Source organism: Bacillus sp. ISL-34, assembly GCF_018613325.1.
In the GTDB taxonomy this organism is placed as follows: Bacteria; Bacillota; Bacilli; order Bacillales; family DSM-1321; genus Peribacillus.
The window spans coordinates 321,212-339,049 of the sequence record NZ_JAGGQJ010000011.1 but is presented as its reverse complement, the minus strand read 5'-3'; the positions used below and the strand labels follow the sequence as shown (position 1 = coordinate 339,049).

Annotated in this window: 13 protein-coding genes, 1 pseudogene and 1 other annotated feature; of the genes and pseudogenes, 3 read left to right on the top strand and 11 right to left on the bottom strand. The window is 39.7% G+C overall.

The window, feature by feature from the left end:
- Positions 1 to 94: 94 nt before the first annotated feature.
- Positions 95 to 928, bottom strand: a complete 834-nt coding sequence (locus J7E52_RS11600) for an STAS domain-containing protein (RefSeq protein ID WP_214746236.1) — start codon at positions 926 to 928, stop codon at positions 95 to 97.
- Between the two features lie 369 nt (positions 929 to 1,297).
- Complete coding sequence (locus tag J7E52_RS11595; RefSeq protein ID WP_214746233.1) at positions 1,298 to 2,002, bottom strand: class I SAM-dependent methyltransferase; 705 nt, start codon at positions 2,000 to 2,002, stop codon at positions 1,298 to 1,300.
- 369 nt (positions 2,003 to 2,371) lie between these two features.
- Between J7E52_RS11595 and J7E52_RS11590 the strand changes: the two are divergent.
- Positions 2,372 to 2,512, top strand: a pseudogene (locus tag J7E52_RS11590) (pentapeptide repeat-containing protein); the annotation flags it as partial.
- A 171-nt stretch (positions 2,513 to 2,683) separates the two neighbouring features.
- Here the strand turns inward: J7E52_RS11590 and J7E52_RS11585 are convergent.
- Entirely contained in the window at positions 2,684 to 3,574 is an 891-nt protein-coding gene (locus J7E52_RS11585) for a PhzF family phenazine biosynthesis protein (protein WP_214746230.1), read from the bottom strand.
- A 148-nt stretch (positions 3,575 to 3,722) separates the two neighbouring features.
- Positions 3,723 to 3,953, top strand: a binding site (T-box leader).
- A 65-nt stretch (positions 3,954 to 4,018) separates the two neighbouring features.
- On the opposite strand from J7E52_RS11585, the gene J7E52_RS11580 reads away from it, so the two are divergent.
- A complete protein-coding gene (locus J7E52_RS11580) occupies positions 4,019 to 4,843 on the top strand; it encodes an ATP-grasp domain-containing protein (protein ID WP_214746227.1) in 825 nt (274 codons plus the stop codon).
- A 434-nt stretch (positions 4,844 to 5,277) separates the two neighbouring features.
- On the opposite strand, the gene galE is transcribed toward J7E52_RS11580, so the two are convergent.
- From galE to J7E52_RS11545, 7 genes are all read right to left on the bottom strand, one after another.
- On the bottom strand, positions 5,278 to 6,249 hold the full coding sequence (galE, locus tag J7E52_RS11575; protein ID WP_214746224.1) for a UDP-glucose 4-epimerase GalE: 972 nt from the start codon (positions 6,247 to 6,249) through the stop codon (positions 5,278 to 5,280).
- Between the two features lie 99 nt (positions 6,250 to 6,348).
- Entirely contained in the window at positions 6,349 to 9,951 is a 3,603-nt protein-coding gene (locus J7E52_RS11570) for a CDP-glycerol glycerophosphotransferase family protein (protein ID WP_214746221.1), read from the bottom strand.
- A gap of 157 nt (positions 9,952 to 10,108) precedes the next feature.
- Entirely contained in the window at positions 10,109 to 10,996 is an 888-nt protein-coding gene (gene galU / locus J7E52_RS11565; protein WP_214746218.1) for a UTP--glucose-1-phosphate uridylyltransferase GalU, read from the bottom strand.
- 220 nt (positions 10,997 to 11,216) lie between these two features.
- Positions 11,217 to 12,959, bottom strand: a complete 1,743-nt coding sequence (locus J7E52_RS11560; RefSeq protein WP_214746215.1) for a phospho-sugar mutase — start codon at positions 12,957 to 12,959, stop codon at positions 11,217 to 11,219.
- 188 nt (positions 12,960 to 13,147) lie between these two features.
- Entirely contained in the window at positions 13,148 to 13,789 is a 642-nt protein-coding gene (locus J7E52_RS11555; RefSeq protein WP_214746212.1) for an NAD(P)-dependent oxidoreductase, read from the bottom strand.
- A 224-nt stretch (positions 13,790 to 14,013) separates the two neighbouring features.
- A complete protein-coding gene (locus J7E52_RS11550; protein ID WP_214746210.1) occupies positions 14,014 to 14,424 on the bottom strand; it encodes a disulfide oxidoreductase in 411 nt (136 codons plus the stop codon).
- A 2-nt stretch (positions 14,425 to 14,426) separates the two neighbouring features.
- Positions 14,427 to 15,119, bottom strand: coding sequence for a DsbA family protein (locus J7E52_RS11545; protein WP_214746207.1), 693 nt, complete (start codon positions 15,117 to 15,119; stop codon positions 14,427 to 14,429).
- A 310-nt stretch (positions 15,120 to 15,429) separates the two neighbouring features.
- Between J7E52_RS11545 and J7E52_RS11540 the strand changes: the two genes are divergently transcribed.
- Positions 15,430 to 15,864, top strand: coding sequence for an Rrf2 family transcriptional regulator (locus J7E52_RS11540; RefSeq protein WP_214746204.1), 435 nt, complete (start codon positions 15,430 to 15,432; stop codon positions 15,862 to 15,864).
- Positions 15,865 to 15,909: 45 nt separating this feature from the next.
- On the opposite strand, the gene J7E52_RS11535 is transcribed toward J7E52_RS11540, so the two are convergent.
- On the bottom strand, positions 15,910 to 17,838 hold a 1,929-nt coding region (locus J7E52_RS11535), incomplete at its 5' end, for an SH3 domain-containing protein (RefSeq protein WP_286197671.1).

The following is a 17,838-nucleotide window of genomic DNA, read 5'->3' as shown; positions in this document are numbered from 1 at the left end:
TTGACAAACCATTACACATTTAAGAAGACTGCCATATGGCGGTCTTCTCGATGAAATTTATAACAAGCATCCCCATGCCCTGGATATGTATGTATTATTTTATCGTACTGATCGCCTGGGCAAGAGTGGACTTTATCGTCACTTTATCAAAAGGCAGTTGAAGCTTAACGGCAGTCATGGCTATTTCCGGCCGAAGTCCTGAAAGGGTTGTTTGGATTCCGATCAAATGTAAGGATTCGATCAATTGTGACAGCTGGTGGGCGGATGCACTATCTATTGCTTGAACGCCCGATAGGTCAATGAAAAGCCTGGTGACATTTTTTTTAGCGCACTTTTGCAATGTGTTTTCAAGCAAGGACATGCCCCTCGTCGTGTCAATATCGCCTATCAGGGGAAGCAAAGCCGTGTTATCTTTAAGGGAAATGATGGGCGTGCTCAATTCATTGATCGTGGCCTGTTGAGCTTTCATGATTTTATTGGCATACCTTTGATTCGCTTCCGTAAACCTCTCCATCACTTCACTGAACACCTTCACCACTATCCGGTACCAGGAGTTTATTAGCTCCTGCGTATATTGATCTCCATGCAATCCCACAAACCGGTCAATATAATCCTGGTATTGCTCTTGCGTTCGAAAGAATTCCCTCAATATAAAATAGATGGGTGTATTTAAATGCTGCTCATCCTGACCGATATCTTCAATCCACTCACCAAGCTGCTTAACGAATTCCCTCTCCTCTGTAACAAAGACCTGAAAGAAACGTAAATGGAATTCATTATTTTGTTGCTTAAGTTTTTTAATCACTTTGGGATCGGGTGAGCTATAAACACCCGAATTATCGTTTTTATTCAATGTTGCGTACCATTCATCCGTCATTTGTGCTGCCACACCCAATAAAAAGGAATATAATTCTTTATTTCTGTGCATAAACTCCTCCTATTTAGTTTTTTATAAAAAGCAGTCGATAAATCTACGCTAACATCAGCATTGTCAGGGTATTGAAAAATTATCAACAAAGTAAGCATCGAAGATAATCTCTTCCATACTTAAGATTTTATGATCTAAAAGCCCAAGGGTCCTCTCTTTCCATATACCTTCCCAGCTGTTTTTGAAACCATACAACCACTGTTTTTTTAAAAAAAAGATCAGCAAAACCTTCATCTATTATCCTGGTAAATCTGGGTTCGCCCATTGTTATAGTTTACCATTTCTATTTTTTGTTAACAAATCTTCCCTTTTCTTTATAACAAAAAAAGGACCTGATCCCAGATCCCCCGTTTCGACTTCTTATAAGAATTACTTTTTCATAAACAAAGCCGTCCATAAACCTTGCACCCCAAAGGTTTCATCCGATTGTTCCATTTTCCTCATTTTACGTATTTCCACCACTTCAAATTCCTTGAAGATCGTTCTGAGTTTTTCTTCAGTAAAACCTAATCCGCCTTTAAGACTTCTTTGCCTATATATCTCCCAATCTGAAATATCTGCACCACCCAATATGCCGCCTTCGACAAAACAAGTAATTGAATACAATCCCTTAGGTCTTAACGCCTTTTTCACCATCTCCAAATAATTGATCCTTCGATGTGGAGCAATATGGTGAAAACAACCTGAATCATACACGAAGTCATATTGCCCTTCCTCAATATCCAAATCAAATATATTCTTTTGAATGAAGTTCACGTGCACTTTCTTTTTTGCCGCTCGTTCTTTTCCCCATTCAAGGGCTTCGCTCGAAAGGTCCACCGCATCAACGGTACAGCCCTTTTGAGAGAGATAAATGGCATTTCTTCCAGGTCCGCACCCAAGCTCAAGAACCTTTCCTGGCTGGATTAACCCACCATCAAAATATGTAACCAAATTCTCATCAGGGAAATTTTCGAAAAAGGGAACCCCTTTTTCACGGTCTTCATAAAAACCATTCCAGAATCCAGTTGGCTCACGCAATAACGAGTCGAGCATATTCAATAGATCCTCATAGGTTGTAATCGTCTCCGACAAAACCATCACCTCTTCCCATTGTTTCCCACCATTTAATTATACTGATTTCGGCCAATGCCTATGTAACAACTGCATCAAAAATGTGTTACATATGACGTTCAAACACTATTGGACCGTGTTGTTTATATAATGGCCACTGGAATTTAAAGGTATCAAAGATGCCTTCAAACTATCTTCTGATGGTATGATCCATTCTTACTTAATAACCCGATGATCGGCTCATTATCCATGTAATAGGAGACATGGTTTTTATTTTCATATGTCAAATATTTCATGTTCTTTACTGAATCAATGAAGCAGCCTTCCTTACGCTGTAAGAAATAAATTCCTGCGATTTAAGCCGCTCCGACTTCAGCCAAGGCATCATTTCGCGATGCCACACTCATCAATGTTCAATTCCGGATGTCCGATTTAAAGAAAATCGATTTTACTGGAGCTTCGATGGATAAACTCACTTACAACTTTTTACATGGAGCAAAGGTTGATCTAAGCGGCGTGACCATCATCTAAAGGAAGGATTTCCAAACAGAGATTGTCGTATCCACCTCAATCATTTGCGTGACCGTGTTTCTGACTGCGGTCGTTTTAAAAGGTATGAGCATTGGAGAATGATTCATCAAGAACCCTGTGCTAAGACATGAAAAGTCTTAGTACAGGGTTTTTACGTGTTCAATAAACCTTCTAGACTTCCACTTCAAATTCTTTAACGTAGACAGCATTCCCGGTGATTTCAATATCATAGGTGTCATCGTTTTTGGTAGCCGTAACGCGAACTCTGCCATCCTTTCCGATTTCATGTCCCTGTTCGATTAACAGGTGCACCTCATCTTCAAGATCATCCTTTATGTATTTTGCATAATAAGCCCCCATTACACCTGAAGCCGTTCCTGTAACCGGGTCTTCAAGCGTACCTGAAAATGGCGAGGAAAAATGCCGGGCATGCATATGGGCATCACCATCATAGGTTTCCAGGCAAAAGGGATGAACGGAAGCTCTTGGCATTTCCTTTAATAATTGCGGAAAAAGGCTATTGTTCACCTTCATCTTTTTGAATGAATTGCGTTCTTTTACCGGAACAAGTAAAGTCCATAAACCTGTACTTCCATAAACAATAGGTAATTCACTATCCAGATCCTCTATATCAAGGCCAATGGAACTGGTTAAGCCACCCTTGTCTCCGTTAAATGCTTCAAACTGCGGCGTGGCCTGCTTCATCGTAATGTATATCTCTTGATCACCCGTCGTATGGATCTTGATTGGCAATATTCCCGCCCCTGTTTCAATCATCAGCTCATCTTTAGCCACTAATCCCCTGGTCTTCAGTGCATGGATGGTAGCCATTGTCGCGTGTCCGCAAAGATTCATTTCGTGTCCCGGTGTAAAATAACGGATTCTAAGATCGGCAATATCGGATTCCATGGGAAAAGAGGTTTCATTGAACCCCACCTTTAGTGCTATATCCTGCATTTCCTTTTCCGTCAGTCCATCCGCATCTAAAACCACACCTGCCGGATTTCCTTTATTCGGTTTACTGCTGAATGCATCGTAATGAAAAACCCTTACCGTTTTCAAAGCTAACATCTCCTATTAAATGAATGGTGCTTCTCTTGAATAGTAATTCTATATCTCTATCAAAATCCCTTTTTCTCCCTATCCTCAGTGGAACAACCATTGATTTTATTTTCTGACTATTGTACAATTACTCAAATTCATCTAATTGTAAAATTCCATGAAGGGAAGAAGTACGTTATCGTTTCTGTTCCAAAGAGAGCTGGCGCTTTGCTGAAAGCCAGTGTCCAGAATATGACCGAAGATCATCCCCGAGAAGTAAAGCCGAATCCTCAGTAAGCTTTACCGGTTTCCCCCGTTATATGGGACGACGTATTATTGTGCGTCTGCAAGCATTTTATTAAACAAGAGTGGTACCGCGAGTTCAAATCTCGTCTCTTAATGAGACGGGATTTTTTATTTTTAACATAATCAATGAAAAATAACGGTAAAGCAGGTGCAGAAGTCATGCAGACACTATTGTTCGTAACGGATTTATACTATGAAGCAAAAGGAAGAAATTATTATGAGGAGGATTTGTTTCTTACTTCGAAGCTTAGAGAAGATTTTCAGTTAGTACTTTGCCATCCTGAAGACATTGAAACATTTGAAAAGGATTTTGACCTAATCGTATTTCGAAATGCCGGTCCAGTAGCGAATTTTAAAGATAAGTATTTAGCATTCCGTAATAGAGTGGCTGCTGGTAATTTGAAAACGTACAATTCATTTGTTGGAAAGGCTGATATGAACGGGAAGGAATACTTAATTGAACTGACGAATGCTCAATTCCCTGTCATTCCGACCATCGATACACTTGAATCTTTAAATAAACTTCCCGATGTGGAAACGTATATAGTCAAGCCGAAAGACGGTGCAGATTCGATCGGTTTGGAATTTGTCACAAAAGAAAAATTGAGCGATAAAATGGATTCAGAGTCAAAGAACATATTGGTACAGCCATTTATCAACTTTGAGTATGAGGTCTCTTTTTATTTTATCGATATGGAATTTCAGTATGCCCTTTATGCCCCAGATAAAGAGGAAAGATGGGAATTAAAAGAATATGTACCTACTGAAGCAGACCTGGCTTTTGCCAAACGATTTATTGAATGGAACAATCTTGATTGGGGCATCCAACGAGTTGATGCCTGCCGGAATGAACAAGGTGAACTTTTATTAGTAGAACTGGAAGATTTAAATCCATACCTTTCCCTGTTGGAATTAACGAATGAAACACGTCACAATTTTGTAAAAGCCATGAAAAAATCCATACAGAAAGCACTGGAAGCTTAAATGAAAAATTTGTGAATAGACGAATTAAGTGTGGTGTAGGCCGAATTAAGTGCGCGGTAGGTCGAATAACTGCGTGGACGGTCGAATAAAGTCCAGGGTAGGTCGAATAACTGCGTGGACGGTCGAATAAAGTCCGGGGTAGGTCGAATAAACTGCGGACCATCATATTAAAACAAGAATTGGTTATACTACATGATTTTTTACGTTTGATATTAGATGAGTACTCATTGGATTGAAGAAATTTGCGACACTCCTGCCGAATAACTGGCTAGCCGAGACCCCGCAGGCGCTTGCTTTGATGAGGCTTGTCAGACAGTCCGCGGAAAGGGAGCAGATTTCTGAAATCAACTGCAACCTTTTTTAAATAAAAAAACTGCAGGCAAACTCGCTTTACTTCGAGTTTGTCTACAGTCTGAAACGAATATCGAGTCCCTTTATTTCATTTGAGATTTATGCCATTTCCACGCACTTTCAATGATTTCTTCCAAATCTATCGATGCTTTCCATCCAAGTTCTTCATATATCTTATTAGCCGAAGCAACCAGGCGGGCGGGATCTCCAGGGCGACGGTCTGCATACTCTATGGTCGGTTTCACTCCTGTGACTTTTTCACAAGTGTCGATTACATCCTTAACCGAAAATCCTTTTCCATTCCCAAGATTGTAAATGGCCGTATCCTTCTTCCCGGATAATAGGGCTTGAAGTGCGATTATATGAGCTTGAGCTAAATCGGTTACATGGATATAGTCACGGATGCAAGTGCCATCCTCTGTGTCATAGTCCGTACCAAACACGGAAATCTTCTCACGTTGACCTAATAAATGCTGTAAAATAATAGGAATCAGATGTGTTTCCGGATCATGGCTTTCACCGATTTCTGCCGACGCATGTGCTCCAGCCGCATTAAAGTAACGCAAGACGATATAATGAAGTCCGTATGCATTTGCAAAGTCCCCTAAGATTTGCTCTACCATCAATTTCGAGCGGCCATATGGATTGATCGGATTGGTTGGCTGATCTTCATCAATCATATCAACATTTGGTATCCCGTAAGTAGCTGCCGTTGATGAAAAAATGAAATTCTTAACATCATGCTTGAGCATGGTATTCAATAATGTAAGAGTTGCACCCACATTATTATCATAGTATTTATAAGGATCTTGAACAGACTCACCCACCAGGCTATTAGCGGCAAAGTGCATAACAGCTTTAATGGGATACTTAAGGAATATTTCATTCAAGACTGCTTCGTCCCCTAAATTCCCTTCCACCAAGATGGCTTTCGTATCGACCAGCGAACGAAAACCGGTTGAGAGATTATCCAGAATGACTACCTCTTCAGTATTCACTAACTCTTTTACAAGATGACTTCCAATATATCCTGCACCGCCAACGACCAAAATCATATAGAATTTCTCCTTTTACTTTAAGCTTAAATGAATCATTACCAAATCTCGCAACCCATATATGTGAGGCTCTTCTAATTATAAGGAACCTCCCTCATTTTATAAGCATTTATTGAAGGTTTCCATGGCCAATCCATTATATTGGGTGTAATCAAACTTCGCTAGTTTAGGATTATCAGTACTAACCATAGTAGATAAGCCCTTTTCCAGTCCAGCTATGCTATTTTCGACAAGTAAACCATATTTACCGTTTTCCAAAACGGTTCGGTTAGCCACTATATCAGTAGCCATGATCTTCATTCCTAAAGTCATTGCCTCCAATAAAACCATAGGCTGCCCTTCATAATGTGACGAAAGAACGAAGCAGTCACATTTTTCCATGAACGAAAATGGATTTTCAAGCTGTCCCAAAAGATGTACGGAATGATTTAAGTCCAGCTCATCAATGATTGCCTGCAAATCTTCCTTTAAAGGTCCTTGTCCTAGAATATACAGTTTACTATTTTTGTGTTTCTCATGAAAGCCTGCGAATGCACGAATCAAATTATCTTGACCTTTTTCAGGAGATAATCTTCCCATATTGACAAAGTTAAAATCATTTTTATCAGGATATGGAACGAATTGATTATTCACTTCCAATCCATGGACCTCTTGTACGATTAACGCCTGTTTATCGATCCAGCCTATAGATATCCCGTCCGATGATATATGGGCATAAGTACCAAGTTGAGTAACAGCTTCTTTATCGAATTCCACGATCCGGCCATTAAAGGTTGTCCCATTTTCCAGAACCATGGCATCCTGCAGCCCATATGGCTTATCCCAAATATTATAATCGCCCAAGTTAATTTCGGCAGTTCCGCGCACTTCCCGTTCTTTTAACAGGATTGGCTCTTCTATGATTTCGAATGCTCCCGTATTTAACCAGCCAATTTTCTTATTATCGATTTCGAAAAGGTAATAGCCGCCTTTGTTGGTTCTGTTATACTTTATGATTCTGACGATTTGCCCTTCAAAATCGATCGCCTTGCTTACTCTTTTAGCCTTGTAGTTCGGATAAGCCTTCGTCCAGATTGTATGGTCTTCCGGGTTAGCTATTTTTCCGTACTTCTGATTACCGGTGTTTATTTCCTTCAGCGTTCTATTCTCAATCTTATCAATGAACTTTTTATTGTTTTTATAGTTTCTGGATATTATATACTTTCTTTTCATCATGATTTGCAGCTTGTCATTAAAGCTCATGTCTTCATTGATTGTACAATGTTCAAGCATGGATAAAGCTGAATTATCTATCCAGCCTATTATCTTGTTTTTTACGGATATTCTGCTATAAATCGAATGCTGGGTTTTTGCTTCCCTATCGACCTTTACAATGATCCCTTTATAATCATGACTGCCGGAAACTTTGTACGTTCCTTCAACCTTGTACGGCAACGACCAAATATAGTTCGATCGAGGTCTTACTAATCTTGCAATTTTATCCACTTCTTTTTCATAAATGATGCTGTCTGGCAACAGCTCCACAGCTTCTTCGTTAATCCAGCCAATGATTTGATTGTTATGGCTGAATTTATAAAAAGTCGTTTGATCGGCATGGGCTTTTCTCGAAATCACGATTTCAGCACCTTCAAATCGTTCTTCCAATGGAAATTGGGTGGCATTCGAAATTCCCGGAAGGGTATTCCAAACATGATTATCCTTAACATCCCTTAATATAGCCCTTGCCTTGAAGTTTTCTGTGATCATTGCCTTTTCATCATTTTCGATAACTTCAGCTTCATTTGACTCGATTTGAAGGATTTTATCCGGGTTGATAGAATTCATTACATAATCAAATTTATCGAAGTCTGCATACTCCAATAGATTCTTTCGATTTAATTCCATCGTTCCCTTAGAAACACTTACTAGCTTATCAAATCGATTGTATACCGAAAAAATCCCTCTTAGATTAATACGGTGAGGTCTCTTTCCATTAATGATGCGCTCACTATCGGAAAGCAAATCATTATGCATATAACAAACTTTCTTTTTTGCATCTGCCGCCAGCAGGTATTTAGTCCAATAATGGCTATAACCGCTAAAATCGATAACAAAATCAAACTTCGTTTTACCGAATAAACGTGCATGCTCCCTAATATAAGCATTTTCCGGGTAAAGCTTCTTCCCTAAGAAACCTCTTTCCCCTCTGTTATGGATGAATTTATCTTTGTAGACTTCCAAAAATTTATACACAGGCAGGCCAGGTTTGAATAGAAAACGCACATTCTTATTAACCTTGCCCATATTTTTCAAAACCTCGTCCGAGTGAGGAGTGGCAGTAAAACAGCTGACATCATATTTATCATAATCAATATTATTCATTAAGTTAAGGAAAGAGGATGTAATTCCGTTATCCCTCAATCCGCCCGGATAAATCAATATTTTTTCCTTTGCGGTATCCAGGCCAGTAATCGTATTCAGTTGTTTCGTAGACTTATTGAAAATATTTTTGACTATCCTCTCAGTTACTCTTCCATCCTCATGGTTCGTGAATTTTCCCTGCATTTTTTTATATTTACCGGAATATCTCAATTTCACATTTTTAATATCTTTAATGGCTAGTGCCAATTCTTTTGAGTTAAAAAGCATCGGTCCCGGAAGCTCGTCATTTTGGAGATATTGCCCCCTTTGCTCTGCATAAACGTCCGTATCCCATGTGTAAAATAGAATTGGCTTATGGGTAACAAGGTAATCAAAGAATATGCTGGAATAATCCGTGATAAGCAAATCGACTGCAGCAAGCAATTCATTTGTATCCACATAGTCAGGTATTAGCACATCCTTGATTTCCGAATGCTTGGCCGCTTCTTTATATAGAAATGGATGAACCTTAATGAATAGGTTATATTGTTCACCGATTTGACTTTGTAAATAATTAATATCGGCAATGATTTGAAGAAGATCGTTATCCACTTTGGCAAGGTTCGTCCCCTTCCAAGTCGGGGCATATAAAATATTTTCCTTTGCATCACTGATTTTCAATCCTAGAGTCCTTAGATAATCCTTATACTCCCCCGGATTCGTATTCAGCGTCAAATCGATCCTCGGATATCCTTCTTCTATAATTTCACCTTTATACAATCCATTTAACTTATAGCTATTTGTAAATATGTTGGTAGTATGGGCATTAGGGCTCAAAATGAAATCTGCACTCAAAAAGTTCCTCACAACGTTTTGCGAGACCGAAGGATTACCCGGTATATCAAAGCCCATATTCTTAAGGGGCGTTCCATGCCAAGTATTGATGTAAATTTGATCACCTTTAGGGATGAAGAAAGATTGGAATGTGGAGTTATTGATTAAATACTCACTTGTTGCCAAACATTTTAAATATTCCTTTGAATTACGTTGAACGAATTGAACATTCGGCATATCCTTATACTTCGCTATTACACCTGAGAGGACTCTGAAATCCTGGATGGACCAAATGTGCATAAAATCTTGATAGTCTTGATTTTCCAACATATATTTAAACATCGCGTATGGACTGTCAGTCATACTGTTTCCATCACGACTCTCATATAGAATTGTGTTTTTTTGCACGCTTAATTTCTCATAATACTTTGCATATCTATTTACACGCTGATGATTTCCCTTCAGTAGGAAATTGGCGATAGGCTGTTTAAGGAAATCGACTTTTCTTTTTATTACCTTCTTATTCACTAAATAGGCATCCCCTTTTATGGATTTATATTCACCATTCAAAATTTTGTTTGCCTTTCATTAACCAAAAATAACAACTATGAATGATCAATAGTTGGAGATTTTTTAAAGATGATTACTCTATTAAATTAAAAGATTATGAATGGGCAGTTAAAGTCTATTTGTCCACTGCCTTGTGCAGTTCGAGGATATTTTTCATTACTTTTATGATGTCGTCTCTTAAATCAGGACGTTGCAGGGCAAATTCAATTGTCGTTTTCACGAAGCCATCGACAACACCGACATCATAGCGTTTTCCTTCAAAATCGTAAGCGAAGACTTTTTGGATTTCATTCAGTTTTTGGATGGCATCCGTTAACTGAATTTCACCGCCAGCCCCTGTTTCCTGCTTGGCCAGGAAATCGAATATTTCCGGAGTCAGTATGTATCTTCCCATGATGGCTAAATTGGATGGTGCCGTTCCTTGTTTTGGTTTTTCGACGAAACGGTTCACTTCGTATCTTCTGCCTTCTTGCGTAAGCGGATCAATGATGCCATATCTATGCGTTTCGCTCTCATTTACCGGCTGCACCCCAATGATGGACGAACCTGTCGCATCATATTCATTAATTAATTGACGTAGTGAAGGCACATCGCTTTCTACGATATCATCGCCTAAAAGGACGGCAAATGGCTCATCACCAATAAAGTTACGTGCACACCAAACGGCATGTCCGAGGCCTCTCGGTTCTTTTTGCCTAATGTAGTGGATATTAGCTAGGTTGGATGGGTATTGCACCTTATCCAATAAATCGAATTTCCCTTTTTCACTCAAGTTATTCTCTAGTTCGTAAGCATTATCAAAATGATCTTCTATCGCTCGTTTATTCTTTCCTGTGACAATGATTATATCTTCAATTCCCGCTTTCACGGCTTCTTCTATAATATATTGAATAGTTGGTTTGTCGACTATTGGCAGCATTTCTTTAGGCATTGCCTTCGTTGCGGGCAAAAATCTAGTTCCCAATCCCGCTGCAGGTATAATGGCCTTTTTAACTTTTTTCATTCTTTGTAACTCCTTCATATTAAAATAAATCTACAAAAAACACCAAATTTTTCTGAATCATCCTTTTTATAGTAACATAGACTCGTTTTTTGTAAATATATTAACGGAAAAAATACCCTTCATTTGTAAATGCATCCATAATGATTAAGGCCTTTCCCCGAAATTTCAGGAAAAGGCCTTATTTTTCTTAATCATATGATTGATAGTTCCAAAGACTTATTCACTTAGCACTATTTATCATCTCATTAATATTTTCCATGAAAGCATTCATGACCTGCTTCAATTTTAGCTCGGATTCTTCCATCGTTTCGCCTTGGATGCCGAAATAGAATTTAATTTTAGGTTCTGTACCGGATGGCCGCAAGCATACCCATGTGCCATCCTCAAGGAAGTACTTAATTACATTTGATTTAGGTAAATCAATGACTTCTTCCTTATTGGTGCCCACCGTCAGCCTCACACCGCTTTGATAATCCTCCTGCATCGTAACAGCTTTTCCGGCAATCTGCTTTGGAGGAGCCTCACGGAACTGATTCAGTATCCCTTGAATCTGCCCGGCACCTTCAATCCCCTTTAAGGTCAATGACTGAAGTCCCTCCAGGTAATAGCCGTACTTTTCAAAGATGGCAAGCAATCCTTCATATAGGTCCATGCCCTGTTTTTTATAGTAGGCACAAACCTCCACCGCAAGAACGGCCGCTTGGATCGCATCTTTATCACGGGCAAAATCCTTGATTAAATAGCCATAACTTTCTTCATATCCGAATATGTACGTGTGCTTACCGCTTTCCTCATATTCATTGATCTTTTCAGCAATGAATTTAAACCCCGTTAATACATCAACGGTCCCTAAACCATATTCCTTTGCGATTCTTCGCCCGATTTCAGAAGTTACTATCGTTTTTAAGACAACTCCATTTTGTGGTAAAGTGCCTTTCGATTTCTTTTCTTTTAAAAGATAATCCAATATTAGTGCACCTGTCTGATTGCCTGTAAGCACCACATATTCGCCATCTTTATTTTTAACGGCGATACCGAGTCGATCTGCATCCGGATCCGTTGCGATCAACAGGTCTGCCGATACCTCATTTCCTAATTCAATGGCCATTTCAAATGCTGCATGCTCTTCCGGGTTCGGGGATTGAACTGTCGAAAAATTGGGATCAGGCAGTTCCTGCTCTTTTACAACGTGTACCTTGTCGTATCCCAGATCTTGTAAAGCACGTCTGACAGACTTATTTGCCGTGCCATGAAGCGGTGTGAATACAACTGTCACATCAACTTCTTCACTTAAATCTTTGTTTTCGGGCACAGTAAGCAATTTATCATTATAAGCGGCATCGATTTCCTCTCCGATAATCTCGATGAGGCCTTGCGCTTTCAATGACTCTTCATCTTTTACCAAAATGGCAAGTTCGTTTTCAATCGCATTCACGAATTCAATCACTACATCTGCCGTTGCCGGAGGAAGCTGTGCACCATCTGGCCCGTACACTTTATAGCCATTATATTCAGGGGGATTATGACTTGCTGTGATAACGATCCCTGCATAGGCATTCAGTTCACGAACGGCAAAGGATAACTCCGGCGTTGGTCTTAACTCATCGAATAGATAAGCCTTGATTCCTTCTGTGGCCAGGGTCTTGGCTGCTTCCAAGGCAAATTCAGGCGACTTAAAACGTGAATCGTAGGCAATCGCGACACCTCTGCGTTTTGCTTCATCACCCATCGATTGCAGATAATGGGCTAATCCCAATGTTGCTTTACGGACTGTATATAGATTCATCCGATTGGTACCTGCCCCAATTTCCCCGCGCATACCGCCTGTGCCGAATTCCAAGTTCTTATAAAACGCATCTTCTATATTTTTTTCATCATCTTGCATCTCGTTAAGTAATGATTTCATTTCATTATCCAGGGCTTCGAAATTCACCCATGATTCGTAAGAACATTTCCAATCCATCTTCGCATAGTCCTTCTTTCTTTGTTGGGAAATCTAGATGTTTATACTAAAAACTAACAGTAAGAATTACTAAAAAAAAAGCCTCTATAGGACTTTCTTGCTAATTATCAGCAATAAATGGACATCAGTCAATATTTTTGCCAAAAAAAACTGGACGTCACCACCAGGAGTGACGTCCAGTTAAACCTTTATTCAGCTTCGGCAACAACGGTAAAGCGTTGGTTGATGTGCTTTGGAATTTCAATTTCATCAATTACTGCAAGGGCAAAATCGGCATAACTTACATAGCTTTCACCCTTTGAGTTCACAAGAAGGTTGTCTTTACCCAATTTATATCCACCTGTTCTATTACCTTGCGGATCAAAGAAGGCGGAAGGACTGATGAACGTCCATTGGATGCCAGTCGCATTTTGCAAATCTCCAAGGTTCTTGGATTGATTAAAGGCTGTTGCAAAGTATTCTTTAGGGAACTCAGGCGTATCCAGTACACGGATCGTTTTTGCCTCGTCAACAAAAAGGCTTCCAGCTCCGCCAACAACGATCAGTCTAGTTTGAGGCGCCCCTTTCATTGCATCAATCAGGATTTTTCCTGCATCGACATGCAGATGTTCTTTCCCTGGAGCCGCTCCAAAGGCATTCACTACTACATCAAATTCTTTAATATCTTCTGCTTTCAAATCGAATACGTCTTTTTCCAGTACGGATGCCCCTTGAATTTGGACTTTGGCTTCATCCCTGACAATGGCCGTAACTTCATGTCCCCTAGTCAGTGCTTCTTTTAAAATCAGACTTCCAGCTTTTCCGCTCGCACCAATAATACCGATTTTCATATTAAATTCCTCCTAATATATCGTTTTTATTTAATTGTAACTTAATTGATTACATGTAATAATATAAATTACAAGTTACCGTTTTGTCAACTTTATTATTTAGAGGAGTTTCGTCGATATATTGCTGTTTTTCGGAGATATATCCTGATTTCCGTCGATATATTGCTGTTTTTCGGGGATATATATATAAAAAAGCACCATTCCTTTTAGAATGGTGCGCTTAATTACACGCTTTTTTTCTTCTTCATTAGCAGTCCCATGCAGATAGTAATGAGTGTAAAAGCGATAAAGGCCAAAAACGGGATTGTGATGAATCCTAGCCAATTTATATACTCTCCTGAGCAGGGAACACCGCTTTGGCACATTTCGAAATGCTGTAGGGCTGGGACTTTTTGCAGACTATAGTGATACCCTGACACCAACATGCCCAAAATCGATAATGGGAGGATGTATCGATGAATTTTCAGGTCTTGCTCATAAAAGGCCCGGCCCAATAAAATAACGAGCGGGTACATCAAGATCCTTTGATACCAGCAAAAGGTACATGGTACATAATGGAGAATCTCACTAAAGTAGAGACTTCCAGCAGTGGCGATGATGGATAGGATCCAAGAAAATAATAGTGGCTTGTTCATCACTATTTCTCCTTCGCTGCATCATCAACCATTTTAACTAAATCATCAATTGTATTTCCTTCAAACTTCTTGCCATTAACGAATAAGGAAGGAGTTCCAGAAACGCCCAATTCGTCGGCCAGCTCCATATCCTTGTTCCATTGGTCCTCGGAATTATCGGCTTTAAAAGAAGAAACGACCTTCTTCACATCTTTGTCATTTGCGATTTCTTTCAATGTTTCTTCTAAGAATTTGTCCGTAAAGACATCTTCCTTTTCATATTTCAGGTCATCTGGCTGCTTATCGTACAACAGCTCATGAAATTTCCAAAAGGTTTCATTACCTAATTCCTGATAAACACTTTCCGCAAATTTAGCGGATCTGGTTGAATCGACGTTAATGAACGAATAATTCATGAAATAAAATTGCGCTTTTCCTGTATCAATCAATTCACTTTGTATAGAAGGAAAGAATTGCTCCTCGAATGACTTACAGACTGGACATTTATAATCTCCAAATTCCACTATTTTGACAGGAGCCGATTTTTCTCCCAAATAAGGCTGTGATTTATAATCGATTTCATTAACGGCAGTATCTTCGTCTTTCCCATTTGCCAAAAATATAAAGCCAATAATGATTACAGCGATTAACCCTATGATCCAAAACGTGAATGCAGAAGATTGTTTTTGATTACTCTTTTTTTTATTTGCCATCATATACCTCCATCATTTGTAGTTGTGTCGATATTCCTTATCCAGCCATGGCGGCCGATTTCAGTTCCCCCTTCCTTCACCTTTCACCTGTAACTGATTCATTTACACGTTATAATATAAGTTTCACCATGCTGGTTTGTCAATTACACATACCTTTTATTTTTGCCTTTGCAGAAACGGCGTGACTTGACAAGGAAACGGTTAATGGATAAATATTATTCTTGCAGGCCATTATAACTTGTAACCACTTGAATTACATGTTAAATAATTTATACTATATAAGAATAGAGATTTTAAAGGAGAGAAAAAAGAGATGTCCATCAGTACCCGCTTTTCCGTAGGAATCCATATATTATCTCTTTTAGAAATAAACAAAGAAGGCGTTAACACTTCTGATTTTATAGCAAAAAGTGTAAACACCAACCCAGCCTTAATCAGAAAAATCACCGGAATGCTGAAGAATGCTGGTTTAGTGAATGTTCGGCCTGGTATCGCCGGAGCGACATTGGCCAAGGAATTATCGGATATCACTCTGCTCGATGTTTATCAGGCTGTTAACGTTGTCTCCGATAAAGAATTATTTGGAATCCATGAAAATCCTAATCCAGCATGCACTGTTGGAAGAAATATACAAGATACAATAGAGCCCATCTTTTCAGTTGCTGAACTTGCCTTGGAAAAGGCATTGGGAGTGGTGACGATCGAGGATGTCGTTAGGGGTATTCTGGAAAAGGATAAAACTAAATAACAAAAACAACACATGAGTCGGACTCATGTGTTGTTTCCTATTTCCTTATTTATACTTAGGAACTTCAATCGTCAATTTATAGGAATCTAGTAAACTATACAAATTATAAATTTGTTTCACTTGTTTTGTTGCCCAGCCAATATCAGTGGCATACTGGTGTGAAGCATAACCATATTTCTCTGCAGTTGTAGGATTCCATCTCATTTTATAAAGCGTGTCCTGTCCAGCAGAGATATATCCTTTGGCGATGAATTCGGCACCGCCTATGATGGCCGCTTCCGGAGTGAACCAGCCTGCATTATAGGCGTATTGAGCGCCGCTGCTTAGCGCCGTTCCGTCAAATGCTCCCACTCCATACATATTATAGACCGTTTTCCCGTTCACCTTTACGCCAGTCGCTAACGGTGAAGTGCCATTCCCGGTCTCTAGCAAAGCATGTGAAATCAGGTAGATTTCATTGACCCCGTATTTTTCCCCTGCCGCAGTGAAGGTTGCAGCTTGGCCTTGTAAAATCCCTTTACCTGAAAGGATTCTATTATTCACTTCAGAAACGTTCATGTTGGTGACTTGGGAGAGCTTGACGAATTGGAATGACTTGACTGGATCATTCACAAAATTATTCGGGTTGAGATTATATTCTATATCTTCCGGACTGGCATTCACCCATGTCTTGTTATAGTCCACCTCATACCAATAGTATCCATCAGAGCCCTTTACTTTCGATTTAATATTCAATGATTGATTATTGCTGACAGGACCGACTACCCAATAATTAGAACCAGCTCCGCCCCTGACACGCCATCCGGTTCCTTTAACCGTACCTTTGGTTGAATTGATTAAAGTTAATCCATCTTCACGTATGTAGGTTTTATACTTTTTATCCGTTTGGCCATTTACGGCCATTTGAATTTCAACCATTTTTTCCATCGTAAGATTATACTCTTTATCGATTCTGATTATCGACCCATTCGAACTTCCTGGACCTTCCGGTGCTTTGGCCGTTAAATATTGCGTACTGACATATCCGGTTTTTCCATTGGCCGTGACTCTTGACCAGCCATTAGACTCTGAATACACCGTTACGGCCGTATTGTTTACAAGCTTGGCTATAATGGAAGCGGAAGCTGATGCTTGTGACCGCATATTCAGACTGGAGCCATCATTCACATTTACATATTTAACTACCGTGCTTCCTTCTTCGTCTGGATTAAGCCCCGGTAAAGAACCAGGCTTCGTTGCTGATAGATATTGTGTACTGACATAACCTTCCCCGCCATACGCTTTAACTTTAGACCAGCCATTTGATTCCGAGATGACTTCCACCTCTAAACCCCTTGCCAATTTCACAATGACGGAAGCAGTTTCTGACGGCTTATTCCGCATATTCAGGGAACCTGAGCTGACATTTACATATTTCGTTGTCGTTTTTTCAGGTATGGATGGTTTGGAATCCGTTCCAGGCTTTGTCGTTGAAAGATAGTCAGCACTGACATACCCATCCTTCCCATTGGCCTTGATTTTCGCCCAACCTTTGGATTCCGAATACACCGTCACTTTCGTTCCTTTTGAAAGCTTCGCGACTATGCTCGCGCTTTCCGATCCGCTATTTCTCATATTGAGCGTTCCAGAGCTTACGTTTACATATTTCGTCGTCGTTTTTTCAGGCGTTACTGCCGATGATCCCGATCCTGGTTTTGAAGCAGATAGATATTTTGCACTGACATATCCGTCCTTTCCATTGGCTTTGACCTTGGCCCAGCCTTTGGATTCCGAATAGACCGTCACTTTCGTTCCTTTTGAAAGCTTCGCGACTATGCTCGCGCTTTCCGATCCGCTATTTCTCATATTGAGCGTTCCAGAGCTTACGTTTACATATTTCGTCGTCGTTTTTGCAGGTGCGGCTGCCGATGATCCCGTACCTGGCTTTGAAGCAGATAGATATTTGGAGCTGATATATCCGTCCTTTCCATTGGC

Coding starts and splice junctions, on each gene's coding strand:
- J7E52_RS11555 (WP_214746212.1), bottom strand. CDS start 13,789: ATGAAAATCGGTATTATTGGTGCGAGCGGAAAAGCTGGAAGTCTGATT.
- galE (WP_214746224.1), bottom strand. CDS start 6,249: ATGATTTTGGTCGTTGGCGGTGCAGGATATATTGGAAGTCATCTTGTA.
- J7E52_RS11600 (WP_214746236.1), bottom strand. CDS start 928: ATGCACAGAAATAAAGAATTATATTCCTTTTTATTGGGTGTGGCAGCA.
- J7E52_RS11550 (WP_214746210.1), bottom strand. CDS start 14,424: ATGAACAAGCCACTATTATTTTCTTGGATCCTATCCATCATCGCCACT.
- J7E52_RS11560 (WP_214746215.1), bottom strand. CDS start 12,959: ATGGATTGGAAATGTTCTTACGAATCATGGGTGAATTTCGAAGCCCTG.
- galU (WP_214746218.1), bottom strand. CDS start 10,996: ATGAAAAAAGTTAAAAAGGCCATTATACCTGCAGCGGGATTGGGAACT.
- J7E52_RS11540 (WP_214746204.1), top strand. CDS start 15,430: ATGTCCATCAGTACCCGCTTTTCCGTAGGAATCCATATATTATCTCTT.
- J7E52_RS11580 (WP_214746227.1), top strand. CDS start 4,019: ATGCAGACACTATTGTTCGTAACGGATTTATACTATGAAGCAAAAGGA.
- J7E52_RS11545 (WP_214746207.1), bottom strand. CDS start 15,119: ATGATGGCAAATAAAAAAAAGAGTAATCAAAAACAATCTTCTGCATTC.